The following is a 26,648-nucleotide window of genomic DNA, read 5'->3' as shown; positions in this document are numbered from 1 at the left end:
CACCACTTTGTAGCACCGGGACGGTGGAAAGCGACGCTGTTTCAAAAAGTCGAGGAAAGACAATCGGTTAGGAAAGTCTTGGCGGAGAGGGTGGGATTCGAACCCACGTTACGGTTTCCCGTAAACCGCATTTCGAGTGCGGCGCATTCGACCACTCTGCCACCTCTCCGCAGAAGGTTCGCAGGGCGCCTACAGCCCTGTGTTCCCGGTCGAGCGGCGGCCATTAGCGGATGAAATCGCACTTGCCAAGCGACCTTCGGGGTATTTTTCTTGTGTCGGCGCGGCGCGGCCCTAAATTGGACTTATGAAAGAGATGAGTCAGATTTTTGGCGCGGGCATGACGGCCCCGCCGATCGTCCATGCGCGCTTCAGCATCGGCGACGTGGTCAAACACCGGATGTTCGGATTTCGCGGCGTCGTATTCGACATCGATCCGGTCTTCGCCAATAGCGAGGAATGGTATGAGGCCATTCCCGAGGCCGCCCGCCCCGACAAGCATCAGCCATTCTACCATCTCCTCGCGGAAAATGGCGATTCCAGCTATGTCGCCTATGTCAGCCAGCAAAATCTGGTGACGGACGACAGCGACGAGCCGGTCGATCATCCCGCCATTTCCGGCATGTTCGGCACGTACGCCAAGGGCAAATATCGGCTGCGTGCGCTGCATCGCCACTGATCAAGGGTCTGCGCTGCCCATTCATCGCTCAAGTTTGCGATTGATCCGCAGCCCGGCGGGATTATGACCGGACCCTTGGCATGATCGACAAGGGGTGAGCGGTGGCGAACGAACGGGCACAGGCTAGCGGCATGGCCGAATTGACGCTGCGCGGCGTCATTCTGGGCGCGCTCATTACGCTCGTCTTCACTGCCGCCAATGTCTATCTGGGCCTCAAGATCGGCCTGACCTTCGCCACCTCGATCCCGGCGGCGGTCATTTCCATGGCAGTGCTGCGGCTGTTTTCCACCGGCACCATCCTGGAAAACAACATCGTCCAGACTATCGCCTCGGCGGCCGGCACCCTGTCGGCGATCATCTTCGTGCTGCCGGGCCTGGTCATCATCGGATGGTGGCAAGGCTTTCCCTACTGGCTGTCGGCCTTCACCATCGCGACCGGCGGCATATTGGGCGTCATGTATTCCGTGCCGCTGCGCCGCGCGCTGGTGACGGGGTCCGACCTGCCCTATCCCGAAGGCGTGGCCGCCGCCGAAGTGCTGAAAGTCGGCGCCGGATCGCGTGAGGGGCTGGAGGAAAACAAGCGCGGGTTGGCCGCCATCGTCGCCAGCGCCCTGTCCGCCGCGATTTTCTCGATCGTCGCCAAGACCCGGCTGATCGCGGAGGAAGCCGCCACTTTCTTCAAGCTGGGCGCGGGCGCGACGTCGGTATCGACCAGCTTTTCCATGGCGCTGATCGGCGTTGGGCATCTGGTCGGCCTGTCGGTGGGCGTCGCCATGTTCATCGGCCTGCTGATCAGCTGGGTCGGCCTGGTCCCCTACCTGACCGCGCCGGTTGCTGCCGGTGCCGATCTCAGCACGGTGGTTGGCACCATATTCAGCACCAAGGCGCGTTTTATTGGCGCGGGAACGATCGGCGTCGCCGCCATCTGGACCCTGCTCAAGATCCTGGGCCCCATCATCAGCGGCATCCGCTCCGCGCTCGCCGCCAATGCCACGCGCAAGGCGGGCAATGCCGGGCTGCTCGACATTACCGAGCGTGACCTGCCGATCGGCATCGTCGCCGGCACGATCGTCGCCGCGATGCTGCCCATTGCCCTCTTGCTCTGGGTCTTCGCGCAGGGCGGGCCGATCGCGCTCAACCCCGTGCCGGTGATCGGCCTGACGCTGGCCTATGTGCTGGTGGCGGGCATCGTCATCGCGTCGGTCTGTGGCTATATGGCGGGCCTGATCGGCGCATCGAACAGCCCGATTTCGGGCGTCGGCATCCTCGCCGTGCTGGGCGCGTCGCTGCTGCTGGCCGCCATTTACGGGTCGGGTGGCGATGAAGGCCAGACGCAGGCGCTGATCGCCTATGCCCTGTTCACCACAGCCATCATCTTTGGCATTGCGACCATTTCGAACGACAATCTTCAGGACCTCAAGACCGGGCAGCTGGTCGGCGCGACGCCGTGGAAGCAGCAGCTTGCGCTGGTGCTGGGCGTCATTTTCGGCGCTTTGGTGATCCCCCCGGTGCTGGATTTACTCAACAGCGCCTTCGGCTTTGCCGGGGCGAGCGGCGCGGGCGCCAATGCCCTGCCGGCCCCGCAGGCGGCGCTCATTTCGGCGCTGGCCAAGGGCGTGCTGGGGGGCGATCTCGACTGGGGCCTGATCGCCATCGGAGCGGGCATCGGCGTCTTCGTGATCATCATCGACGAAGCGCTGGGCCGCGCGGGCAAGCTGCGGCTGCCGCCGCTGGCCGTGGGCATGGGCATTTACCTGCCGATGGCGCTCACGCTGCTGATCCCGGTCGGCGCGGTGATCGGTCATATCTATAATCGCTGGGCGCTGCGGCAGGCGAACCCGGAATTTGCCGAGCGCATGGGCGTGTTGATGGCGACCGGCTTCATCGTGGGCGAAAGCCTGTTCGGCGTCGCTTTCGCCGGCATCGTCGCGGGAACCGACAGCGATACGCCGCTGGCGCTGGTTGGGGAAAGCCACTGGGCGGTGCCCTTCGCCATCCTGATCTTTGCTACGGTGATCGCGGGCCTCTATGCGCGCCTGCGGGGCTGGGCCAGCCGCCCCCTGTCCTAAAGGGAAGGGGACATGGCGCGCCTTTTATGCGTTGCTTCTTTTCAAAGGCAACCAGGGAAACGCGCCGGACAATGACGACAGGGGAAAGCCGCAGGACACCGCAGGACCTGACATATGTGTCCCTGGAACGGGAGGAAGACAGGCTGTACTGGACCAACCGGTTCAACGTGTCGGGCGATGAGCTAACCGAAGCGGTTGAAACCGTCGGGAACGACGTCGATGCGGTCGCCGCCTATCTCAACGTCGGTCGCTGAATTTACCGCTTACTTTCCCGGGCGTTCACGTAACTGCAACCGCAATTACATTTTTTCGTCATCGTTATGGAATGAAGCTGTCGCAATAATCTCTCATGGGCCGGGCAGCCGGCAGGCGCGCGCACGTCAAGCGCATCGCTACGGCACCAGGGAGATTCCAACATGAACCGCCTTTTCCGCGGCGCGAGCCGCGCCGCCCTTATCCTTGCGCTCTCCATGCCCGCCGCCGCGATCGCCGGCACGATCAGCGGCACGGTGTCGGACGGCACCGGAACCCGCGCCCTTCAATCAACGCAGCTGACCATCGTCGAACTGGGCCGCATCGCCGAAGCCGGCCGCGACGGGTCCTACCGCTTCCCCGACGTCGCGCCGGGCACCTATACGATCGAGGCGCGCTATGTCGGCGCCGACCCGGTCCGCACCACCGTCGTGGTGCCGGCGACCGGCGACGTGGATGCTGACATCCGCATCGGCTCCAATGTCGATGCATCCATCATCGTCGTCGGCCAGGTCGCCAACCAAGCGTCGGCCCTGTCGCGCCAGCGCGCTGCCGATGGCGTTGAAAGCGTGCTGACCCGCGACGCGATCGGCCAGTTTCCCGACCAGAATGTCGCGGAATCGCTCCGCCGCCTGCCCGGCATCAACATATTGAACGATCAGGGCGAAGGGCGTTTCGTGTCGGTGCGCGGTCTTGATCCCGAACTCAACGCGGCGTCGGTCAACGGCGCGCGCCTGCCCGCGCCGGAAAGCGATGTCCGCTCGGTGGCGCTGGACGTGGTGCCGTCCGAACTGATCGAATCAATCGAGGTCAAGAAGTCCCTGACGCCCGACATGGACGCCGACACGATCGGCGCCTCGATCGAGATCAACACCACCAGTGCCTTCGACCGCAAGAAGGACCTGTATTCGGTCAAGCTGGAGGGCAGCTACAATGATTATTCGGGGGAAGTCACGCCCAAGGGCAGCGTCGATTTTTCGACCCGTCTGACCGACAGCTTCGGTGTGTCGGGCGGTTTCAGCTATTACAAGCGCAAGTTCGAAACCGACAATATCGAGGCGGCTGACTGGACCACCAGCGAAGACGGCATCGTCTATGCCGAAACGATGGAATATCGTGACTATGACGTCACCCGCAAGCGGATCGGCGCGACCCTCAATTTCGACTGGATGCCCAGCGACACGACCAAGCTCTATGCGCGCGGCATCTACAACCAGTTCGACGACCAAGAATATCGCCGCCGCCTGACCTTCGTTCTGGACGAAGAACCCGCGTCGGGCGATGCCGACAGCGCCTTTTTCACCGATGAGGATGGCCGGATCGAAGTGCGCCGCGACCTCAAGGACCGGTTCGAACGCCAGCGCATCAAGTCGATCGTGCTGGGCGGCACGACCGAAACCGGCCCGTGGAAGCTCACCTATTCGGGCAGCTGGTCGGAATCGACCGAAAAGGAAGCCGGCTCGATCGATCCCATCCGCTGGCGCGCCCGGTTCGATGGGGATGGCGTGGACGTGAACTTCAACTATGCCGATCCGCGCGTCCCCCTGTTTGAGGTGACGAGCGGCGCGGACCTGTTCAACGATCCGTCGGAATATAGCTTCAACCGCGTCGAGCAGACGGTGCTGTCGGATTCGCGCGATCGCGAATATGCGTTGAAGGGCGATATTTCCCGCGCCTTCGTCACCGACAGCGGCACCTTCACCGTGCAGACCGGCATGAAGGCGCGCTGGCGCAAGAAAAGCTATGATTTCACCATGGCCTATTATGGCGATGGCGACCTGGAATTGGGCGATGTGCTGGGCGACCAGACCTATCGCCTCGCCAATCTCGGCCCACTGCCCGCCAAGGGCGCGGCGAGCGACTATTTCTACGCCAATCCCGGCGCCTTTGAACTCGACCCGATCACCAGCGCCTATGAATCGGCCGCGCCCGATTACAGCGCGACGGAAGACATTCTGGCCAGCTATCTGCTCGGTCGGTGGGACAGTGATACGGTGCGCATCATCGGCGGCGTCCGTGTCGAACAAACGCGCAACGCATTGCGCGGCAACCTGACGCAATATGAACTGGACGACGAAGGCGAAGCGACCGGCGTCGTGACCACGCCTAATGTCTTTACCAAGAACTACACCAACTGGCTGCCCAGCCTGACCGCGCGCTTCGAACCAAGCCGTGGTCTGGTGCTGCGCGCGGCGGGTTATAAGAGCCTGGTCCGACCCAAGCTGTCGCAACTGGCGCCGCGCTTCCTTCTGGACGAGGACTTCGCCGCCGAATTCGGCAACCCCGACCTCAAACCCTATCGGGCATGGAACCTCGATGCATCGGCAGAATGGTATTTCAGCGGCAACGGCGCGCTGACCGCTGGTTTCTTCTGGAAGTCGATCAAGGATTATACCGCAGAAATCCGCGACTTCACCGACGGCACCTATAATGGGGTCGCCTATAGCGAGGCGCGATATTTCGTGAATGGCGACACCGCCAAGGTGAAGGGCGTCGAACTCTCCTACAGCCAAGTGTTCAGCTTCCTGCCCGCGCCGTTCGACGGACTGCTGACGAACCTCAATTACACCTATACCGACGCCACCGGTCGCATCACCAGCTATGATAACGACGACAACGCCTATAGCCGCAAGATCGCCTTGCCCAATGCGTCAAAGCATACGTTCAATGCCGTGCTGGGCTATGAAAAGGGCCCGGTTTCGCTGCGCGCGGCGGGCACCTATCGCAGCAAATATCTTGATGAGCTGGGCGACGGCCCCGAAAGCGACCGATTCGTCGACAATCATTTCCAGCTCGACCTGTCGGCCAAATATAAGCTGCTGCCCGGCGTGCGCCTGTTCGCCGACTGGGTGAACGTCAACAACGCCAAATATTATGCCTATCAAAATTACGGCGGCGCGCGCCGCCTGCTGCAATATGAGGAATATAACTGGACCGTGAAGTTCGGCGTGTCGGCCAGCTTCTGATCCTTTGCCTCATCCTCTCTGCCGGCCGCCCCGTGCGGCCGGCAGTCTTGTTTCATGAAGGGACACGCATGATCCGTCTTTCTCTCGCGGCGCTGCTGCTCGGCTCGGCGCTGCCGGCAATGGCGCAACCTGCGTCTCAGCCCTCCGTTCCGCGTTCGGCCGGCACCCCTTATGCCGCGCGCACCCTGCCCGACCGGATCATGCTGACGCCCGCGGCAGACCCATCCCGCGGCATGGCGGTGAGCTTCCGCACCGATATCGCCCAATCGGCAAGCGAGGCGCAGATCGCTATTTCGGTTGATGGTCCCACGCTGGAGGAAAAGGCGACGACCGTCACTGGTCCCGCCGGCGTGGCCAAAGACAGCGCCAATGGCCCGGCGCTCTATCACCAGATTCGCTTCACCGACCTGACGCCGGACACCGTTTATGCCTATCGGCTCAAGGGCAGCGCGGGCTGGAGCGAGTGGTTGCAATTCCGCACCGCCGCCACGCAGGCAAAGCCCTTTCGCTTCCTGTATCTGGGCGACATCCAGAACGGCATCCTCACCTATGCCAGCCGCGTCATCCGTCAGGCCTTCCATGCCAATGGCGGCATCGAGCTGGTCCTGCACGCGGGCGACCTCGCTGCCCAGCGCGACGATCTGGATCATGACGACGAATGGGGCGAATTCAATCAGGCCGGCGGCTATAACTGGTCCATCGTCCCGCAACTGCCCGCGACGGGCAATCACGAATATATCGACGTGACGCTGCCCAATGGGCAGGAAAGCCGCACGCTCGGCCCTTATTTCCCCCTGCAGTTCGCCTTGCCCGACAATGGCGCGCCCGGCGTCGGGACCACCTATTTTGTCGATTATCAGGGCGTGCGGTTCATCGTCATGGACGGCACATCAGCCATCGACCTGGGCACCATGGCGCAGCAGACCCGCTGGCTGGACCAGACATTGGCGTCCAGCAAGGCGACATGGAACGTCGTGCTGTTTCACCAACCGGTTTTCACCTGCGCCAGGCCCGATGATACGCCAGAGATCAAGGCGGCATGGCAACCGGTTTTTGAAAGCCGTAAGGTCGATCTGGTGCTGCAAGGCCACGACCATTGCTACAGCCGCCTGACGTCCGAGGCGGGGCGCGCAGCGTCAGCCGAGGCGCGAGCGGATGGCGCGGTTCAGGGACCGGTCTATCTCGTCTCCGTCACGGGTTCGAAAATGTACGGCCTTAACGACCGCGCCCGCACCCAGCCCGACAAGACCGCCGAAGCGACCGAACTTTACCAGATCGTGGATGTGGCGGGCGACCGGCTGACATTCCGCACCTATACAGCGTCGGGCAAGCTCTATGACGGGTTCAACCTGCACAAGCGTGCCGACGGCAATCACCTGACGGACACGACCGAGCCGACCATCGCTCAGCGCACCTGCACTGGCAATGTCGGCCCGGACGGGGGCAAATGCGTCGCCCGCGCCAAATAAGGAGCAGTAGCATGAAGCGTGTCATTCTTCCCCTGACCGGCCTGCTCGCGCTTGCGGCCTGCGCGACTGCGAACCAGGACGTGCCGGTCAAGGTCCGCATCGCCAATGCGACGCCGGCCGTTTCCGTCACCGCGCGCGGCGAAACCACGCCGGTCGGCACCGCCAATGCCGACGCCGCCGACGACCCCGCAATCTGGCGCAATGCTGCCGATCCCGCGCAGAGCCTGATCGTGGGCACCGACAAGAAGGCCGGGCTCTACGTCTATGGTCTGGATGGCAAGACCCGCGACTTTCTGGACGCGGGCCGCGTCAACAATGTCGATCTGAAGGATGGCGTCATCATCAACGGCGCGCCGGGCGTGCTGGTCGCCGCGTCCGATCGCAGCGATGTCGCCCATGCCAAGGTGGCGCTGTTCCGGCTCGATACCGCGACCGCGAAACTGACCGCCATCGGCAAGGTCGATGGCGGCATGGGCGAAGCCTATGGTCTGTGCCTGGGCCGCGATGAGAGCGGCCTGTCGGCCTTCATCGTGCTGAAGGACGGGACCATCCACCAGATTGCGGTCGACACGTCGGGCGCGGCACCCACCGGGCGTATCGTGCGCACCATGAAATTGAGCAGCCAGGCCGAAGGCTGCGCGGTCGATGACCGTACGCACACCCTTTATGTTGCGGAGGAGGATGTCGGCCTGTGGCGCTTCGACGCGCGCGGCACCGGTGCAACCACGCCGACGAAGATCGCCGCGGCGGACGGCAAGAACCTCGTCATGGATGCAGAGGGCGTGGCCATCGCGCCGATCGGCGAGAAAGACGGCTATGTCATCGTGTCGAGCCAGGGCGACAATGCCTATGTCCTCTATCGCCTGCGCGACGACGTCTATGTCGGCCGCTTTCGCGTCGTCGATGGCCAGGTTGGCGGGTCGGAGGAAACCGACGGCATCGAAGTGATGCTGGGCGATTTCGGCCCGGCCTATCCCGGCGGCCTCTTCGTCGCGCAGGATGGCCATAACGCGGCGGCCGCGCAGAATTTCAAGCTCGTCGCCTGGGACGATATCGCCAAGGCGCTCGGCCTGCCGCATTGACGCAAGGAGAGGGAGGTAGTCACAAAGACGCCCCCCTCCCCACAGCCCCTTGGTCTGACGCTGCCCTTGCTCTATGGGGGCAGGCCTGTCCAATTTGAGGGAAGCCGATTTGATCCTGGACCTTGCCGCGGCCGCTTCGAGTGCCATCCACTTCAACGATCTGGGGCTTGATCCGGTCGCCCTCGACCTCGGCTTCTTTCAGCTGAAATGGTACAGCTTGGCCTATCTCGCCGGCATCCTGATCGGCTATTGGTATCTGCTCAAGCTGGTCGCGCAGCCCGGATCGCCGATGGCGCGCCGTCATGCCGACGACATGATCTTCTATGCAACGCTGGGCATCATCATCGGCGGGCGGCTCGCTTACGTGATTTTCTACCAGCCTGAAATTCTGGCCAATCCGCTGGACATTTTCAAACTATGGAATGGCGGCATGTCCTTCCATGGCGGCGCGGTGGGCGTGTCGCTCGGCATCCTCTACATGGCGCGGAAGGAAAAGCTGAGCTGGCTGCGGATCCACGATTATGTCGCCTGCGTCGTGCCCTTCGGCCTGTTCTTCGGTCGCCTCGCCAATTTCGTGAATGGAGAGTTGTGGGGCAAGGCGACTGACGTGCCCTGGGCGATCGTCTTTCCCACCGGCGGCGACGTGCCGCGCCATCCCAGCCAGCTGTATGAAGCAGGGCTGGAGGGCATCGTCCTGTTCCTGATCCTGGCCTTTGCCTTCTGGAAGACCAAGGCGCGCTACAAGCCCGGCATGCTGGTGGGCATCTTCCTGCTGGGCTATGGCTGTTTCCGCTTCGCCGTCGAATATTTCCGCGAAGCCGATGCGCAATTAATGGAATTTGCGGCGCGCACCGGGCTGCATATGGGTCAGTGGCTCTGTATTCCGATGATCCTGGCTGGCCTCTATTTTATCCTGACCGCCAAGGGCCGGCGCCTGCGCGTCGAACCGGTCGCAGGAAGCGCCAGTGTCGCCTGATCCGCTGCCGCTGGCCGACAGGCTGGCGCGGCAGATCGCCTCTGGCGGACCGATTTCGGTCGCCCATTATATCGCCGAGGCAAACCAGCATTATTACGCCACTCGCGATCCTCTGGGCGCGGAGGGCGATTTCACGACCGCGCCGGAAATCAGCCAGATGTTCGGGGAGCTTGTCGGGCTGGCGCTGGCCGACATCTGGATGCGGTCGGGCCGAAGCGGGCAGGCCGCCTATGTCGAACTCGGCCCCGGACGCGGCACGCTGGCGTCCGATGCCCTGCGCGCGATGCAGCGCGCCGCCCTGGCGCCGCCAGTGCATCTGGTGGAAACCAGTCCAGCGCTGCGCGGCCGGCAACAGGCGCTGCTGCCGACCGCGATCCACCATGACACGATCGCCAGCCTGCCCGAACAAGGCCCGCTGCTGGTCGTCGCCAATGAATTTTTCGACGCGCTGCCCGTCCGCCAATGCATCCGGGTGGGCGACGAATGGCGCGAGCGGGTGCTGCTGCCGCGCGAAGAGCCGGGCCGCTTCATCGCGGTTGCAGGCTATCGCCGCATCGAATCGGGCTTGCCGCCGATTGCGGCGGATGCGCCCGACGGTGCGATCCTGGAATCGCCGATCGCAGCCGCGGAAATCGCCTATGCCCTGGCGCAGAAGATCGCGCGGCAGGGCGGCGCGGCGATCATCGTCGACTATGGCTATGAAGGGCCGGCGCTGGGCGACACGCTTCAGGCGGTGAAGGCGCACCGGTTCGCCGATCCCTTCGCCGATCCGGGCGAGGTGGACCTCACCACCCATGTCGATTTCACCATGCTCGGCAATATGGCTCGGCAGGCGGGGCTGCGCGTTCATGGCCCGGTGGGTCAGGGCTGCTTCCTGCGCCAGCTGGGCATCGACTCTCGCGCCGCGCAGCTGGCCGCCGGAGCGCCTGCGCGCGCCCAGGACGTGCAGGCCGCCGCGCGCCGGCTGACCGATGCGGATGCGATGGGCACCCTGTTCAAGGCGATGGCGTGGACCCACCCGGACTGGGCCGATCCAGCAGGGTTTGACGCCTAACGGGCAGACGCGCCCGATCAGTCGTCCTGATGATAGCGGCTGAGCTTGCGGATGAAGCCGATGAGACCGGTCTGGCGGCTGCGCTTCATCCGTTCGGCGTGCAGGATGGTCTGGACGCGGCGGAAACAATCCTCCGCATCGACATTGCACAGCACATAGTCATAGCCGTCCCAGTGGGCGATTTCGCCCGCGGCGCGCGCCATGCGCCCTTCGATCACGTCATTGCTGTCGGTGGCGCGTCCGCGCAGGCGACGCTCCAGCTCCTCCATCGACGGCGGCAGGATGAAGATGCGCACGACATCGCCCCCGGCAATCTGGTGCAATTGCTGCGCGCCCTGCCAGTCAATGTCGAACAGCACGTCCTTGCCCGATTTCAGCATCGCTTCCACCGGCGCGCGCGGCGTGCCGTAGCGCTGGCCGAAGACGTGCGCCCATTCCAGAAATTCATGGTCGTTCGCCATGCGCCGGAAATCTTCCAGATCGACGAAATGATAATCCTTGCCGTCGACCTCGCCCGGCCGCATCGGCCGCGTGGTCGCCGACACCGACATGGATAGGTCGGGCTCGGCCGCCAGCAACTTGCGCGCGATCGTCGATTTGCCCGCGCCAGAGGGCGATGACAGGACGAACAGGACGCCGCGGCGCTTGAAATCGGGAATGTCTGCTGGGATGGTGTCGGCCATGGCCGCTAGTGGCCGGAAAGACGCATTTTTGCAAGAGGCGGGGGATCGGCGCATTGACGGCATCGCATAAGCGACGGAACAGACGCGGTTTTCTGCTGGCGGCCTTGATAGCGGCAATGGCGTGTGGATTGCTGTTCCTGATGGACAGGCCACCCATCTGCACCTGCGGCCGGGTGGAATTGTGGCACGGCGCGCTCGACAGTGGCAACAGTCAGCATATCGCGGATTGGTATAGCCTCAGCCATGTCATCCACGGCTTCCTGTTCTACGCTTTGACGCGTTGGCTGCTGCGGCGGCCCCCCCTCGGCATGAGGCTCGCGGTTGCGGTGGGGATCGAGGCGGCGTGGGAGATTGTCGAAAACTCCCCCATCATCATCGACCGGTATCGCACGGCGACGATCGCGCTTGGCTATTCGGGCGATTCCATCGTCAATTCGATGAGCGATATTGCAATGATGACGCTGGGGTTTGTCTTCGCCGCGCGAGCACCAGCGTGGCTGACGGTGTCGCTGGCGATCGGGCTGGAATTATTGGCGCTTTTCGTCATCCGCGACAATCTGACGCTCAACATCCTGATGCTGACCTCGCCGGTCGAGGCCGTTCGCGACTGGCAGGCCGCGCTTTAGGGGGGGTCAGCGCTGGGTGGTCTTGCGCGCGCTCTCGATCGGGATAGCCTCACCGGTCCGGTCGGGCAGCAGTTTCTGCGCTTTTTTCGCGTCGGCCGCGCGTTTCGCTTCGAACATCTTGCCGGCCATATAGGCCCCGGTCACAAACATCGCGCCAGCGGGATAGCGCAGAATGAGCCGCTTCGCGCCAGCGCCGGCGAGCAGGCCGATCACGCCCTTCTTGCCCGTATCCGCAGCCACACGCGCAGCGACGAGCGTCGCGCCGACGCGCGCCGCCTTGCGCAATATTCCACGCTTCTTATGCGATTTGGGGGCCATAAGGGCGGGGGGCGCGGATTTCCTCTTCATATAAGGTCAATGTATCGCGCGGCGACTGGTTCCGCCAGCGTCAGACCATATTTTCCGGCCGCACCAGCCGGTCGAAGGTCGGCCCGTCGACCAGCCCCAGTTCCAGTCCCGCCTCCCGCAGCGTCTGCCCGGTCTTGTGAGCGTGTTTGGCGATCGTGGCGGCATTGTCATAGCCGATTTCGGGCGCGAGCGCCGTGACCAACATCAAAGACCGGTTGACCAGATCAGCGATCCGTTCTTCATTCGCCTTCAGCCCGTCGACACAGCGTTCGGCGAAGCTTTCCATGCCGACGCTCAGCAGATGAATGGACCGCAGCACATTGGCGCCGATCAACGGCATGAAGACATTCAGTTCGAAATGCCCCTGCATGCCGCCCACCGTCACCGCCTGATGATTGCCGATCACCTGCGCCGCCACCATGGTCAGCGATTCGCACTGGGTCGGGTTGACCTTGCCCGGCATGATCGAACTGCCCGGTTCATTGGCTGGCAGGTCCAGCTCGCCCAGGCCCGATCGCGGCCCCGATCCCAAAAACCGGATGTCGTTGGCGATTTTGGTCAGCGCCACCGCCAGCGTGTTGAGCGCCCCGGAATAGAAGACCAGCCCGTCCTTGGCGGCAAGCTGCTCGAATTTGTTCGGCGCTGCCTCGAACGGCGTGCCGGCAATGTCGCTGATCGCCGCGACCATGTCCTGCGCCCAGCCCTCCGGCGCATTGAGCCCCGTGCCGACCGCGGTTCCGCCGATCGCCAGCTTGCGGATATTGCCATTGAGCGCGCCCTCGATCCGCGCCTTGCTGCTGATCAGCTGTGCAGCATAGCCGGAAAATTCCTGACCCAGCGTCAGCGGCGTCGCGTCCTGCGTGTGGGTACGGCCGATCTTGACGATGTGGCCCCACGCCTTGGCTTTGCCCGTCAACGCCGCGGTCAGCTTTTCCAGCGCTGGGATCAGTCGGTCGCGCGTCGCCAGCACGGTGGCGACATGCAGCGCGGTCGGAAAGCTGTCGTTGGACGACTGGCTCATATTGACATGATCATTGGGATGGACCGGGCTCTTGCCGCCGGGCGTGCCGGCCAGCTTTTCATTGGCATAGCCCGCGATCACTTCATTGACGTTCATGTTGGTCTGGGTGCCGCTGCCCGTCTGCCAGATGACGAGCGGGAACTGATCGTCGAGCGCGCCCGATACGATGGCCTGCGCGGCGTCCTCGATCCCCTCCACGATCTGCGGGTCCAGGCCATGTTTCGCATTCACCCGCGCCGCCGCCTGCTTCACGATCGCCTGCGCGTGGACGATGCCGATCGGCATGCGCTCGGTCGCGCCGAACGGAAAATTCTCGATACTACGCTGGGTCTGCGCACCCCAATAGGCGGCGGCGGGGACTTCGATGGCCCCGATGCTGTCGGTTTCGGTGCGCGTGTCAGCCATGAAGCGGGACTCCCAATTGAGAACAAATCGCAAAACATGTAGCGACGCGCGCCGGGATTCCAACCCTTGTCCCCCGCGCTCGCTGCGCTATGCACGGGGCCGTCACCAGCGCGGGAGCATCCATGGGTCGGCTCATCACCATCATCCGGGGCGCGGGCATCGCGCTGTTGTTCCTTGTCATCGCCTTGTGCCTGGCGATCACGATCGTGCCGCCCTTCCTCGATCGCATCTATTATGACGGGCCGGTCAGTCGCCATTATGACGGCGCGCATTTCTTCAATCCCGATGGAGACATCACACCCCCGGCACCGCCCGGCACCAGCCGATCTGGCTTTGTCGCGCGTTGGTTACTGGGCGATGACGACCGCCCGGCCTGGCCACAAGCGGTGGCGGTCAAGCCGTCCCGCCCTGCGCCCTTCGCCGCGCCGCGCGGCATGACCGCGACCTGGGTCGGTCATGCGACGGTGCTGGTGCAGGCGGCGGGCCTCAATATCCTCACCGACCCCATCTGGTCCGACTATGCCAGCCCCTTTCCCCCGCTTGGCCCCAAGCGCGTGGCGCAGCCGGGCATCCGCTTCGATGATCTGCCCAAGATCGACCTGATCGTGCTCAGCCACAATCATTATGACCATATGGATCTGCCGACGCTCAAACGGCTCTGGGCGCGTGACCGGCCCAAAATCGTCACCAGCCTGGGCAACGATACGATCCTCAAAAATCATGGCATCCCGGCGACCGCACTTGATTGGGGCCAGTCGGTCAGCGGCGCGGCGCTGAGCGGCCTGGCGCCCAATGCGGTGATCCAGTGCGGCAATTACGAACATTGCCCCGATTATCGCGTGCATGTGACGCGCAACCATCATTGGGGCAGTCGCTGGGGCAGCGACCGCAACCGGGCGCTGTGGTCGAGCTTCGTGATCGAAACCCGGGCGGGCAATATCTTCTTTGCCGGCGACACCGGTGCGGGCGACATGGGCTGGCCGATCGAGGCGCGCCGCTACGGCCCGATCCGACTGGCGCTCATCCCCATCGGCGCGTTCCGCTTCTGGAAAGGGCAGATGCAGTCGGACGCGCATATCGGCCCGATCCAGGCGGTGGAAGTGTTCAGACGGCTGGGCGCGTCGACCGCCATTCCCATTCACTGGGGCACATTCCGCCTGTCCTATGAAGGATGGAACACGCCGCCCCGAATGCTGCAACTGGCGCTGCGCTGCGCCGGCATCCCTGCCGAGCGCTTCGCCCCGCTGCGCATCGGTCAGCCGCTGGCCATCCCGACCACCAGCGCGGTGCCGTCGGTCCCGCGCCGGTGCGACGAACGCGCGATATGGGCGCTGGAATAGGCGCGAGGCCGCGCCATGGTCGCAGCCGCCTGCGCCGGCAGATGAATGCTGAAAGAAAAGATGGTGCGGTCGAGAAGACTCGAACTTCCACGGCCTTTCGGCCACAACGACCTCAACGTTGCGCGTCTACCAATTCCGCCACGACCGCACATCAACAGGGAAACCGGCGGGGCCGGTGCCTTGGTAGGAGGCGGCCCTTAGCAAAGGCTTTTGGGCCATGCAACAAGTGATGTGCGTCTGCGTTGGCTTTGTAGTGAGAAACGATGGGTGATCCGCTAAGGGAGCGGAAGGAGCGGACGTGATGCGATTATGGATGCTGTCAGGCGGCACGGTGGCCGCCGCCACGGCGATGGGCCTGACGTTGGGGAGCTACGCCGTCAGCCCCCAGCGATCGCCGCTGGACCAGCAGGTCGAGGAGCCGATCAGCACTGATTTCGCCGCTTCACCGGTCGCCATGTCCGATCCTGGCCCACAGACGATCAGCTGCACCGGCTGTGGCCCCACGCTGGCGGAGCGCCGCTACGCCGCCGATATGGCAGGGTATGACAGTTATGCCATGATCGACGGCGGCAGCAGCGACCCGATGGTGCAAGACTATATGGCGCAGGATTATGGCGCACTGCCGCCGGAGAGCAGCTTGCAAGAGGCCGCTTTGGTGAAGGCCCCCGTCCCGACCATCCACCAGTTGCCGCCCAATGTCGTGCGCTTTGCCGATGGCCCGTCCCCCGCCGAACGGCCCGCGATGCCGGCATCACGGCCGGCATCGCAGCCAGCAGCCCGTTCCGCCATGCGGGTGGCGCTGGGCGGACAGCAGAACAGGGCGGATGCCCCGCCCCGTTCCGCCATGACCCAACCTGCTATGACCGCGCCCGCCAGCGCCTATTGACCCGCTGCCGGCATGCGGTCAGCCGATCACTCGGCCGCCACCGTCTGCATCGGCACATCGCTGAGGGGATGCGACAGGCGGTTGACCATTTCCTTGGGGCAAACCTGCCAGAAATAGCGACGCCACCGATCCCAATCATCCAATATGGTGTTGGACCACCGGCTGTCCGTCGCCACCGCATGTTCGGCGATCAGCGCCTTCAGCTGCGCTTCCCAATGGGCGCTTTCTAGCCGCTGCCAGATGATGCTTTCGGGATTGGCGCGAGAGGGGAAGCGGCCATCCTCGTCCAGGATGAAGGCCATGCCGCCCGTCATCCCGGCGCCGAAATTGGCGCCGGTCTCGCCCAGGATCACGGCGGTGCCGCCGGTCATATATTCGCAGCCATTGGCGCCGCAGCCTTCCACCACGACCTGCGCGCCCGAATTGCGGACCGCAAAGCGCTCCCCCGCCTGCCCCGCCGCGAACAGCTTGCCACTGGTCGCGCCGTAAAGGACGGTGTTGCCGATGATGGTGTTATCCTTCGACGATAGCGGCGAGGACACAGTCGTGCGCACTTTGATGATGCCGCCCGACAACCCCTTGCCGACATAGTCATTGGCGTCGCCGAAGACCTCCAGCGTGATGCCCTTGCACAGGAATGCGCCCAGCGACTGGCCCGCGCTGCCGCGCAGCCGGACGGTCAGATGCCCGTCGGCCAACGCCGACATGCCGAACTTCTCGGTGATGCGGGCGGACAGCCGCGTGCCGACCGCACGGTGCGTGTTGCGCACGGTGTAGGTGAGCTGCATCTTCTCGCCGCGTTCGAATACCGCGCGCGCATCCTTCATCATCTGCGCGTCCAGGCTGTCGGGCACCTCGTTGCGCCATTCCTTGAGCGAAAAACGGCGCTGCTCGTCGGGCGCATCGACCTTGGCCAGGGTGGGGTTGAGGTCCAGGTCGTCCAGATGCTCGGCGCCGCGATTGACCTGCTTAAGCAGTTCGGTCCGGCCGATCACCTCGTCCAGGCTGCGGAAGCCCAGCCGCGCCAGTATCTCGCGCACTTCCTCGGCGATGAAGGTCATGAGGTTGATGACCTTTTCAGGCGTGCCGGTGAATTTCTGGCGCAGTTTTTCGTCCTGCACGCACACGCCCACCGGGCAGGTGTTGCTGTGGCACTGGCGCACCATGATGCAGCCCATCGCGACGAGGCTGAGCGTGCCGATGCCGAACTCCTCCGCGCCCAGGATCGCGGCGATGACGATGTCGCGCCCGGTCTTGAGGCCGCCGTCGGTCCGCAGCTTCACCCGATGCCGCAAGCCGTTGAGCGTGAGCACCTGATTGGCTTCACTCAGGCCCATTTCCCACGGCGTCCCGGCATATTTGATCGACGTCTGCGGGCTGGCCCCGGTGCCCCCGACATGGCCCGCGACCAGGATGACGTCGGCATGCGCCTTGGCCACGCCCGCCGCGACCGTGCCGATGCCCGCCTGGCTGACGAGCTTGACGCACACCCGCGCGCGCGGGTTGATCATCTTGCAGTCGTAGATGAGCTGCGCCAGATCCTCGATCGAATAGATGTCATGATGCGGCGGCGGTGAAATCAGCGTCACGCCGGGCGTCGAATGGCGCAGCTTCGCGATGAACTCCGTCACCTTGAAACCGGGCAGCTGGCCGCCCTCTCCGGGCTTGGCGCCCTGCGCCACCTTGATTTCGATTTCCTCGGCCGATCCCAGATATTCGGCATGGACGCCAAAGCGGCCCGACGCGATCTGCTTGATCACCGAATTCGCGTTGTCGCCATTTTCATAAGGGGTGAAGCGGTTGGCATCCTCGCCGCCTTCGCCCGACACCGCCTTCGCGCCGATGCGGTTCATCGCGATCGCCAGCGTTTCATGCGCTTCGGGCGACAAAGCGCCCAGGCTCATGCCCGGCGTCACGAATCGCTTGCGGATTTCGGTGGTGGCTTCCACCTCGTCAATCGGCACGGCTTCGCGCGCGAAGTTGAATTCCATCAGGTCGCGCAGATAGACCGGCGGCAAATCGCGCACACCGCGCGAAAATTGCAGATAGGTCGAATAGCTGTCGGTCCCGACCGCGGTTTGCAGCAGATGCATCAATTGCGCGGAATAGGCGTGGCTTTCGCCGCCATTGCGCTGGCGGTAGAACCCCCCGACCGGCAGGCGCACGACCGCCGCGTCATAGGCCGCCTGATGCCGCAGCATCGCGCTGTAATGCAGCGACTGATAGCCTTCGCCCGAAATCTTGGCGGGCATGCCGGGGAACAGGTCGTTGACCAGTGCGCGCGACAAGCCGACCGCTTCGAAATTATAGCCGCCGCGATAGGAGCTGATGACCGCAATGCCCATCTTGGACATGATCTTGAGCAGCCCTTCGTTGATCGCCGTGCGATAGCGTTCGACACACTGGTCCAGGCTCAGCTCGCCGAACAGGCCGCGCGCATGGCGATCCGCGATGCTCGCTTCGGCCAGATAGGCATTTACCGTGGTCGCGCCCACGCCGATCAGCACCGCATAATAATGGGTGTCGAGCGCTTCGGCGCACCGCACGTTGATCGACGCGTAGCTGCGCAGCCCCTTGCGCACCAGATGGGTGTGGACGGCGGCCGCCGCCAGCACGCCCTGAATCGCGATGCGCGTTTCGCTGACATGCTCGTCTGTCAGGAAGATTTCGGTCCGCCCTTCGCGCACCGCCTGCTCGGCCTCCTGCCGGATACGGGCGATCGCGGCGCGCAGCTGTTCCTGCCCGCCTTCGGCCGGAAAGGTGCAATCGATTTCCGCGACCGCCGCGCCGAAATTGGCCTTCAGCCGCGCCCATTCGCCGCTAGTGACGACCGGCGATTCCAGCACCAGCACATGGCTGTTCTGCGCGCCTTCCTCCAAAATATTGTGCAGGTTGGAAAAGCGCGTCTTGAGGCTCATCACATGCCGTTCGCGCAACGGGTCGATCGGCGGGTTGGTGACCTGGCTGAAATTCTGGCGGAAGAAATGGCTCATGGTGCGCGGCTTGTCGGAAATGACGGCCAGCGGCGTATCATCGCCCATGGACCCGATCGCTTCCTTCGCATCCTCGACCATGGGGCTGAGGATCAGTTCCATATCCTCCAGCGTCATGTTTGCTGCGACCTGCCGGCGCGTCAGTTCCGCCTTGTCCCACGCTGGCAGTGCGCTGGGCGCGTCGGCCAAGTCATCGACGGTCAGGAAGTCCTTGATCAAATCGCCATAGGGCCGCTCGCCGGCGATCTGGTCCTTGATCGCGCGATCGTCGTAGATTTCGCCTTCCTGCAAATCGACCGCGATCATCTGGCCCGGTCCCATGCGCCCCTTGCGCACGATGGTGGTTTCGGGAACCACGACCATGCCGGTTTCCGATCCAACGATCAGCAGATTGTCCCCGGTCAGCGTATAGCGCAGCGGTCGCAGCGCGTTGCGGTCGACGCCGGCCACGACCCAGCGCCCGTCGGTCATCGCGAGCGCGGCCGGGCCGTCCCACGGCTCCATGACGGACGCGAGATATTCATACATGTCCGCATGCGCCTTGGGCAGTTCGGCATTGTCGCCCTGCCAGGCTTCGGGAACCAGCATCAGCTTGGCCGTAGGCGCGTCCCGACCCGATCGGCAGATCGCCTCGAACACGGCATCGAGCGCGGCGGTATCGGACGCGCCCGCCGGAATGACCGGCTTGATATCCTCCGACTGCTCGCCAAAGGCGAGGCTCGCCATCTTGATCTCGTGGCTCTTCATCCAGTTCTTGTTGCCGCGGATCGTGTTGATCTCGCCATTATGGGCGAGCGTGCGGAACGGCTGGGCCAGCCACCATTGCGGGAAGGTGTTGGTGGAATAACGCTGGTGGAAGATCGCGACGCGGCTTTCGAACCGCTCATCCTGCAAGTCGGGGTAAAAGACCGATAGCGATTCCGCCAGGAACAGCCCCTTGTAGATGATCGAGCGGCAGGACAGGGAACAGATGTAGAAATCCTGGATCTGCGCCGCGATCACCTTGCGCTCGATCCGCCGGCGGATGAGGTAGAGGTCCTTCTCGAATTCGGCGACGTCGCGTTCCTCGGGCATTGGCCCGGCGATCATGATCTGCTCGATTTCCGGGCGCGTACGCTGCGCCTTTTCACCGATGACCGACACGTCGACCGGCACCTGGCGCCAGCCATAGATGGTGTAGCCCGCCTCGATGATCTCGCTTTCGACGATGGTGCGACAGGTTTCCTGGGCGCTGAGGTCCGTGCGCGGCAGGAAGATCATGCCGACCGCCAGACGATTGGGCAGCGGCTTGTGCCCGCCATCGGCGATCGCGTCGTCAAAGAAGCGCACGGGCAGGTCGACATGGATGCCCGCGCCATCGCCGGTCTTGCCATCGGCGTCCACCGCGCCGCGATGCCACACGGCCTTCAATGCATCGATCGCGCTCGACACCACGCGCCGCGACGGCTTGCCATCGGTCGCCGCGACCAGCCCCACGCCACAGGCGTCGGATTCGAGGTCGGGATGATACATGCCCTGCGCAGCGATGCGCGCCCGTTCTTGCGGGCTGGCGGTGAAATTGGTGTCGCTCATCATGACTACCCTTGGATGCGGCCGTCCGCTTTCAACGTCGGCCTTGTTATTCCTGTACCCGCCGCGTGGAAGCGGGCGAAGATCGTCAATTCGCCTTGGCTGGGTCAGCGCCGATCAGGGTGACCAGGCGGTCGCGCTCGGCCTGCGACAACTGGTCATAGGTGCGCGGCTTGGGCAATTTGGCGAGTTCGGCTTCCGACGATTTCAGGATTTCCGGCATGGCCTGCATCATCTGCGGCATGACCTTTTGCATCCGCCCCAGATAATGGGGGTCAGTCGCCAGCTCCATGAAGCCTGCACCGAATTTCGCGCCTACGGGCGTCTTCATGAAGGCTGCGATCTGGTCCAGTTCCGCTGCCGAATAGCGATGGGCGAACGCTTCGGCCATGCCCGCGCGCATATCGGGTTCATATCTGCTCATGAAGCGCCCCATGGCCGGCATCATCGTGTTCACGATCACATCCATTCGCTTGCGGAATTTGGGGTCGATGATCGCCATCACTTGTTCCATCGTGCCTTGGCCCAGGGAGTCCGCCTTTTCAGGATTCATGCCGCCGACCTTCAGAAATTCACGGATCGGCATTTTGGTCATGCCATCCATCATCGGCCCCATCATCTTCTGCATCATCGGACCCATCATCTTTTCCATCGTGCCGTCGGGCAGGATGACAGCGACAATGGGTTGGGCCTTGGCGAGCAACGCTGGATCAGTCGGCGTTTCGGCGGCGACGGGCGCCGCGATCTGCGCATACCCGGCGACCGGCGTCATCAGCATGATCAACGACAGAAACAGCCCGCGCCTCACGCCGCGACCCTCTCGCCCGAGGCCGCCTTGGCCTTCGCCTTCAGATAGCGATGCATATGCTCGGTCACGTCGCGGCCGTCGCGGATCGCCCAGACGACCAGCGAAGCGCCGCGCACGATGTCGCCGGCGGCGAACACGCCGTCCATGCTGGTCATCATCGTCTTGTGATCGACGCGCAGCGTGCCCCAGCGGGTGACCGACAGATCGTCTGCGCCAAACAAGCTGGGCAGGTCTTCGGGGTCGTAGCCCAGCGCCTTGATGACCAGGTCCGCCTCCAGCGTATGTTCGCTGCCCGGATCAGGTTCGGGCGCGCGGCGGCCCGACGCATCGGGCTGGCCCAGGCGCATCTTCGTCACCTTGACGCCGGTCACATGGTCGGTGCCCTCAAACGCGATCGGCGCGGTCAGCCACACGAACTCGACGCCTTCCTCCTCGGCATTGGCGACTTCGCGCTGGGACCCCGGCATATTGTCGCGGTCGCGGCGATAGAGGCACTTCACCGACTTCGCCCCTTGGCGGATAGCGGTGCGCACGCAGTCCATCGCCGTGTCGCCGCCGCCGATGACGACGACATTCTTGCCCGTCGCCAGCAGGCTGCCATCCTCATGTTCGGGCACCGCGTCGCCAAAGCCGGCGCGGTTAGAGGCGGTGAGGAAATCAAGCGCCTTCACCACGCCCTCCGCGCCCACGCCCGGCGCCTTGATATCGCGCGGCTTATAGACGCCGGTCGCGATCAGGATCGCGTCATGTTTTTCGCGCAATTGCTCCATCGTCGCGTCGCGGCCGACCTCGAAGCCTTCGTGGAAGACGATGCCGCCGTCCTTCAACCGCTGGACGCGGCGCATGACCACGTCCTTTTCCAGCTTGAAGCCGGGGATGCCATAGGTCAGCAGCCCGCCGGCACGGTCATGCCGGTCATAGACATGCACCTCATAGCCGGCGACGCGCAGATATTCGGCGGTGGTGAGGCCGGCCGGTCCCGCGCCGATCACGCCGATCGACTGGCCCATGGCCTTGCCGGGGACGAGCGGCTCGACCCAGCCTTCTTTCCAGGCGGTGTCGGTGATGAATTTTTCCACGCTGCCGATGGTGACGGCGCCGTGCCCGGAAAATTCGATGACGCAATTGCCTTCGCACAGCCGGTCCTGCGGGCAGATGCGGCCGCAGATTTCGGGCATTGTGCTGGTCAGGTTCGACAGCTCATAGGCTTCGCGCAGCCGCCCCTCCGCCGTCAGGCGCAGCCAGTCGGGAATGTGATTGTGCAACGGGCAATGGGTGGAGCAATAGGGAACGCCGCATTGCGAGCAGCGCGACGCCTGCTCCTCCGCCTTGTCCACGATGAAGCTGCGACTGATTTCCAGAAAGTCGTCGGCGCGGTCGTCCGCGGCACGCTTGTCGGGATAGGCCTGGCCCAGTCCTACAAATTTCAGCATCGGATTGTCGGCCATTGCATGTCCTCAACGTCTGTGTTGGGCAAGCGCATAGCAGGAAAACCCGCAGAGTCACGCGGTTTTTGACTTATAGGTCAGGTTTAGTGACCTAATATTTGACCTAAAAAGGAGAAGATTGCGGTTCCTTGAAATTTTCTTTCGCAATATAGATCCGGTTCGGCCCTACCTCATCGCAAGCCAGACTAGAGCCGACGCGCCCGCGACGATTCGATACCAGGCGAAGGGCGCGAACCCATGTTTCGACACCAGCCCGACGAACGCCTTTATTACGACGATGGCAACGAGGAAGGACACGACGAAGCCCAGCGCGATACTGTCCCACCCGACTGCCGCGCTGGTGATCCGATCGCCCTTTTTGATAAGCTCCAGGGCGGTCGCACCCAGCATGGTCGGGATCGCCAGGAAAAAGCTGAACTCGGCCGCGGTGCGGCGCTCCACCCCCAGCGTCAACGCGCCCATGATCGTCGCGCCGGACCGGCTGACGCCCGGCACCATCGCCAAGCACTGGATGAAGCCGATGCCGATCACGCGGACCATAGGAATGTCGGCGATGCCATGGAACAGGTCCTGCTTCACCATCCGTTCGATCAGCAGGATGGCAATGCCGCCCGCTATCAAGGCCCAGGCGACCACCTGCGGCGCGCCCAGCAAAATCTCGATATAGTCGTGCAGCGCCAGGCCGATGACCGCCGCCGGGATGAAGGCGACGACCAGATTGCGCAGGAAGCGCCAGCTTACCGGCTCGCGCCGCAGCAATCCCATCGCCACCGCCCAGAAGGTACGCCAGTAGAGCACCACCACCGCCAGGATCGCGCCCAGCTGGATGACGACGTTGAACATCGCCCAAGTCGACGCATCATAGCCCAGCAATTCGCTCGCCAGAATAAGGTGCCCGGTCGACGACACAGGCAAAAACTCGGTCAGCCCTTCGACAATGCCCAGCAGGATGACGGTGAGATAATGAAGGTCCATGGCGAAGCCCTATTGCGCTTGCATAAAAAATCCTCCCCGGTTGCGGGGAGGAGCTTAACGGGCGGGGCAGGCCGTGCCCGATCCCGCCCCGATGATTTCAGCCTGGTTCAGGCGCGCACGCGTCCGGCGAAGCGCCCATGGCGGCGATAGCGCACCAGCCATTTGTCGGCGACGGCCGCCATGGGCGTCGCTGATACGCCCAGCGCGTCGAGGCCCGGCGCGCCCGCGGCGGCGACATTGTCGCGGCCCAGCATCGCCAGCTGATCGCGCGTGATCGGCCCGCCCGGCAGCATCGCGAGCAACGAGGCAAAGCCGCCCGGCACGTCGACGATCGGCTTGTCCCGGCCGATCTGCTTGGCGATCCAGCTGTTGATCTCCTTCATCGACAGGATTTGCGGCCCGGCGACCTCATAGACCGTGCCGCCATGCAGGTCCGGCCGTTCAGCGGCGTTGGCGATCGCGTCGGCCACATCGCCGACATAGACGGGCTGAAATTTGGTCGCGCCGCTGATCACCGGAATGACGGGCATGGACGCGATGAGGTCCGCGAAGCGGTTGAGAAACTGGTCCTGCGGGCCGAAGATGATCGAGGGGCGGATGATCGTCGCGCCGGGAAAAGCCTCCTTCACCGCAGCCTCTCCCGCCGCCTTGGACCGGCCATAAGCGGACGGGCTTTCCGCGTCCGCGCCGATCGCCGACACATGCACCAAGGCGCGCACATTGGCGGCGGCGGCGGCCTGTGCGACATGCGCCGCGCCCTGATGATGAAAGGCGTCGAAGTCGCCCGCCAATATGCCGACCAGATTGATGACCACGTCGCTGCCCGCGATCGCGCGTTCGACGGTCGCAGGCTTGCGGATGTCGGCAGCGACGAACTGGCTTTGCCCCAGCGCGCCCAGCGATTTCACCTTGACCGCACTGGCCAGGTCGCGCTGCGCGATCCGCACGCGCGCGCCCCGCGCCATCAGCGCCTGTGCGACCTGCCGGCCCAGAAAGCCGCCGCCGCCGAAGATCGTAACCAGACTGTCCTTCATCACGCGCGTCCCATATCTTCCAAGCTGAAGGGAATGACTCTGCCCATCCCCTTGCAACAGCCGCCGCGCGCTGACAACCGCCCCGCGCGCGCGCCGTTCCTTTTTTGCCCGTTTTGGCGGCTCGATCGAGCTATCAGCCGATCCAGCCTTGCAGGTCGGCGATCATCCACAGCCCCAGCAGCAGGAACAGCAACGCCGCCGCCAGTTGCAGCGCGCGCATCGGCACCTTGCGGGCCAGCGCCTCGCCAAAGAGCACGGCGGGCACATTGGCGATCATCATGCCCAGCGTCGTGCCGGCCGTCACGGCGAGCAGATTGTCGAACTGCGCGCCGAGCGCGACGGTCGCCACCTGCGTCTTGTCGCCCATCTCCACCAGGAAGAAGGCAACCAGCGTAGTGAGGAACACGCCCGCCTTCGACGGGGCCTTGAGCGGGGCATCCTCGTCGATCTTGTCAGGGATCAGCGTCCAGGCGGCCATCGCGATGAAGGATGCGGCGACGGCATAGCGAAACCAGGGCTGGGTCAGCACGCCGGCGATCGAATGGCCGACCAGCGCAGCAAGGAAATGATTGGCGAGCGTCGCGACCAATATGCCCAGGATGATCGGCACCGGCTTGCGGAAGCGGGTGGCGAGCAGCATGGCGAGCAACTGGGTCTTGTCACCCATTTCAGCCAGCGCCACGAGCGCGCAGGACGTCAGCAGGGCATCCATTCGGGAAAATCTCCGGGCCGGGCTTTCTGCAACAGACACAATGCCACCGCCGCATTCCGCCCGGCCGGACAGGAACGCGTCGATGCCATTGGTCTCGCCCGATGCGGCTTTGCGCCGCGCCCCATGCGCCACGGCCTCTCAGCCGAATATGTTGACGCATGGCCCGTTCCGGAAAAAGGAACGGCTGGCTACTCCCCAGATGACGGGCCAGCGTCTAGGCGGTCAGGCGCAAGAACACAAGCCACCTGTCAGCGCAAAGGGCGGATCAGCGGGTCGGCACGGGTTCCGGCCCGGAATAATCGTAAAAGCCGCGGCCGGTCTTGCGGCCATACCAGCCTGCTTCGACATATTTGACCAGCAGCGGCGCGGGGCGATATTTGGGATCGCCGGTGGTGGTGAGAAACACGTTCAGAATTTCCAGCGCCGTGTCGAGCCCGACGAAATCGAGCAAGGTCAACGGCCCCATCGGATGGTTGAGCCCCAGCTTGCAGCCCTGGTCGATGTCGGTGACGCTGCCCACGCCTTCGCCCAACACGAACACCGCCTCATTCAGCATCGGCAGCAGGATGCGGTTGACGACGAAACCGGGCGCGTCGAACGCATGAACCGCGGTCTTGCCGATGCGCGTGGCATAGGCTTCCACCGCCTCCACGACCTCAGGCGTCGTCGCCAGCCCGCGGATAATTTCGACCAGCACCATCACCGGCACCGGATTGAAGAAATGCACGCCGATGAACCGCTCCGCGTCAGGCGCGGCCTGCGCCAGCCGGGTGATGGGAATGGACGATGTGTTGGTCGCCAGGATTGCGTCCTTGCCCAGCAGCTTGCCGACATTGCCAAAAATCGCGCGCTTCACCTCCTCGCGCTCGGTCGCGGCCTCGATCACGAACTGGGCATCGGCCAGCGGCGCCAGTTCGCCCACCGGCGTGATGCGCGCCAGAACGGCGTCGGCATCGGTCTGGGTCATCTTTTCCTTGTCGACCGCGCGGGCCAGCAGCTTGGCAATATTCGCCTTGCCCTTTTCGGCGCGCGGCAGATCAATGTCGGACAGGATGACATCATATCCCGCCTCCGCCGACACCTGGGCGATGCCGATGCCCATTTGTCCCGCGCCAATGACGCCCAAGGTGCGAATATCCGTCATGCAAATCCTCCCTGTCCATCCTGCCCGTCCCCTTAGTCACGGCGCGCGCGCAAAACCAGAGGCGCGTTCTCATTATAATGGCCAGCCGGGCGGATGGGACGAGCAATCGAAC

General features: G+C 63.9%; 21 protein-coding genes, 2 tRNA genes and 1 riboswitch. Of the genes, 11 read left to right on the top strand and 12 right to left on the bottom strand.

The genetic code is table 11. The features are described 5' to 3' along the window. Nucleotides 1–79: 79 nt before the first annotated feature. A tRNA-Ser gene (locus tag LL253_RS12430) sits at nucleotides 80–169 on the bottom strand. A 135-nt stretch (nucleotides 170–304) separates the two neighbouring features. Here LL253_RS12430 and hspQ point away from each other — a divergent pair. The 8 genes from hspQ (at nucleotide 305) to LL253_RS12390 (ending at nucleotide 10,544) form a co-directional block, all read left to right on the top strand. Next, nucleotides 305–676: a heat shock protein HspQ gene (gene hspQ / locus LL253_RS12425; RefSeq protein ID WP_009820547.1), complete on the top strand. Its 372-nt coding sequence runs from the start codon at nucleotides 305–307 to the stop codon at nucleotides 674–676. Nucleotides 677–807: 131 nt separating this feature from the next. Continuing rightward, complete coding sequence (locus LL253_RS12420) at nucleotides 808–2,745, top strand: OPT family oligopeptide transporter (RefSeq protein ID WP_266100991.1); 1,938 nt, start codon at nucleotides 808–810, stop codon at nucleotides 2,743–2,745. Nucleotides 2,746–2,771: 26 nt separating this feature from the next. Then, complete coding sequence (locus LL253_RS12415) at nucleotides 2,772–2,999, top strand: DUF3606 domain-containing protein (protein ID WP_323133412.1); 228 nt, start codon at nucleotides 2,772–2,774, stop codon at nucleotides 2,997–2,999. Between the two features lie 162 nt (nucleotides 3,000–3,161). After that, on the top strand, nucleotides 3,162–5,963 hold the full coding sequence (locus tag LL253_RS12410; protein ID WP_228227387.1) for a TonB-dependent receptor: 2,802 nt from the start codon (nucleotides 3,162–3,164) through the stop codon (nucleotides 5,961–5,963). A 68-nt stretch (nucleotides 5,964–6,031) separates the two neighbouring features. Next, nucleotides 6,032–7,432, top strand: coding sequence for a purple acid phosphatase family protein (locus tag LL253_RS12405; protein WP_228227386.1), 1,401 nt, complete (start codon nucleotides 6,032–6,034; stop codon nucleotides 7,430–7,432). Nucleotides 7,433–7,443: 11 nt separating this feature from the next. Beyond that, nucleotides 7,444–8,514 carry a phytase gene (locus tag LL253_RS12400; protein ID WP_228227385.1) on the top strand — a complete coding sequence of 357 codons (1,071 nt, stop codon included), beginning with the start codon at nucleotides 7,444–7,446 and terminating at the stop codon, nucleotides 8,512–8,514. Nucleotides 8,515–8,623: 109 nt separating this feature from the next. Next, nucleotides 8,624–9,490 (top strand): prolipoprotein diacylglyceryl transferase, encoded by an 867-nt coding sequence (gene lgt, locus LL253_RS12395; protein WP_228227384.1) that lies wholly within the window; start codon nucleotides 8,624–8,626, stop codon nucleotides 9,488–9,490. Next, entirely contained in the window at nucleotides 9,480–10,544 is a 1,065-nt protein-coding gene (locus LL253_RS12390) for a class I SAM-dependent methyltransferase (protein ID WP_228227383.1), read from the top strand. The genes lgt and LL253_RS12390 overlap by 11 nt, the downstream gene beginning before the upstream one ends. 17 nt (nucleotides 10,545–10,561) lie before the next feature. Here LL253_RS12390 and gmk read toward each other — a convergent pair whose 3' ends face one another. Further along, the gene (gene gmk / locus LL253_RS12385; protein ID WP_009820539.1) at nucleotides 10,562–11,227 is read right to left on the bottom strand and encodes a guanylate kinase; all 666 of its coding nucleotides are present in this window, start codon (nucleotides 11,225–11,227) and stop codon (nucleotides 10,562–10,564) included. Between the two features lie 53 nt (nucleotides 11,228–11,280). Between gmk and LL253_RS12380 the strand changes: the two genes are divergently transcribed. Further along, a complete protein-coding gene (locus LL253_RS12380) occupies nucleotides 11,281–11,853 on the top strand; it encodes a DUF2585 domain-containing protein (RefSeq protein WP_266100982.1) in 573 nt (190 codons plus the stop codon). Nucleotides 11,854–11,859: 6 nt separating this feature from the next. On the opposite strand, the gene LL253_RS12375 is transcribed toward LL253_RS12380, so the two are convergent. Next, nucleotides 11,860–12,201 (bottom strand): hypothetical protein, encoded by a 342-nt coding sequence (locus LL253_RS12375; RefSeq protein WP_037541995.1) that lies wholly within the window; start codon nucleotides 12,199–12,201, stop codon nucleotides 11,860–11,862. Between the two features lie 40 nt (nucleotides 12,202–12,241). Then, entirely contained in the window at nucleotides 12,242–13,627 is a 1,386-nt protein-coding gene (gene fumC, locus LL253_RS12370; RefSeq protein WP_228227381.1) for a class II fumarate hydratase, read from the bottom strand. A gap of 122 nt (nucleotides 13,628–13,749) precedes the next feature. Between fumC and LL253_RS12365 the strand changes: the two genes are divergently transcribed. Then, nucleotides 13,750–14,967, top strand: coding sequence for an MBL fold metallo-hydrolase (locus LL253_RS12365; RefSeq protein WP_228227380.1), 1,218 nt, complete (start codon nucleotides 13,750–13,752; stop codon nucleotides 14,965–14,967). A gap of 61 nt (nucleotides 14,968–15,028) precedes the next feature. Here LL253_RS12365 and LL253_RS12360 read toward each other — a convergent pair. Further along, nucleotides 15,029–15,115, bottom strand: a tRNA-Leu gene (locus LL253_RS12360). A gap of 153 nt (nucleotides 15,116–15,268) precedes the next feature. On the opposite strand from LL253_RS12360, the gene LL253_RS12355 reads away from it, so the two are divergent. Next, nucleotides 15,269–15,853: a hypothetical protein gene (locus LL253_RS12355; protein ID WP_228227379.1), complete on the top strand. Its 585-nt coding sequence runs from the start codon at nucleotides 15,269–15,271 to the stop codon at nucleotides 15,851–15,853. Between the two features lie 26 nt (nucleotides 15,854–15,879). Here the strand turns inward: LL253_RS12355 and gltB are convergent, their stop codons facing one another. From gltB to LL253_RS12320, 7 genes are all read right to left on the bottom strand, one after another. Beyond that, nucleotides 15,880–20,418 (bottom strand): glutamate synthase large subunit, encoded by a 4,539-nt coding sequence (gene gltB, locus LL253_RS12350; protein ID WP_228227378.1) that lies wholly within the window; start codon nucleotides 20,416–20,418, stop codon nucleotides 15,880–15,882. Nucleotides 20,419–20,503: 85 nt separating this feature from the next. Then, nucleotides 20,504–21,193, bottom strand: a complete 690-nt coding sequence (locus tag LL253_RS12345; RefSeq protein ID WP_323133413.1) for a DUF2059 domain-containing protein — start codon at nucleotides 21,191–21,193, stop codon at nucleotides 20,504–20,506. A 26-nt stretch (nucleotides 21,194–21,219) separates the two neighbouring features. Continuing rightward, entirely contained in the window at nucleotides 21,220–22,671 is a 1,452-nt protein-coding gene (locus LL253_RS12340; protein WP_228227376.1) for an NAD(P)-dependent oxidoreductase, read from the bottom strand. A gap of 165 nt (nucleotides 22,672–22,836) precedes the next feature. Next, nucleotides 22,837–23,646, bottom strand: coding sequence for an undecaprenyl-diphosphate phosphatase (locus tag LL253_RS12335; RefSeq protein ID WP_228227375.1), 810 nt, complete (start codon nucleotides 23,644–23,646; stop codon nucleotides 22,837–22,839). 107 nt (nucleotides 23,647–23,753) lie between these two features. Next, complete coding sequence (locus LL253_RS12330; RefSeq protein WP_228227374.1) at nucleotides 23,754–24,680, bottom strand: complex I NDUFA9 subunit family protein; 927 nt, start codon at nucleotides 24,678–24,680, stop codon at nucleotides 23,754–23,756. Nucleotides 24,681–24,813: 133 nt separating this feature from the next. Further along, nucleotides 24,814–25,392, bottom strand: coding sequence for a TMEM165/GDT1 family protein (locus LL253_RS12325; RefSeq protein WP_228222326.1), 579 nt, complete (start codon nucleotides 25,390–25,392; stop codon nucleotides 24,814–24,816). A gap of 72 nt (nucleotides 25,393–25,464) precedes the next feature. Beyond that, nucleotides 25,465–25,603, bottom strand: a riboswitch (yybP-ykoY riboswitch). A 54-nt stretch (nucleotides 25,604–25,657) separates the two neighbouring features. Further along, entirely contained in the window at nucleotides 25,658–26,536 is an 879-nt protein-coding gene (locus tag LL253_RS12320; protein WP_228227373.1) for a 3-hydroxyacyl-CoA dehydrogenase NAD-binding domain-containing protein, read from the bottom strand. Between the last annotated feature and the right edge of the window lie 112 nt (nucleotides 26,537–26,648).

This window comes from Sphingobium soli (assembly GCF_020782245.1).
Lineage (GTDB): Bacteria > Pseudomonadota > Alphaproteobacteria > Sphingomonadales > Sphingomonadaceae > Sphingobium > Sphingobium soli.
This window is presented reverse-complemented; position numbering and strand designations above follow the sequence as displayed.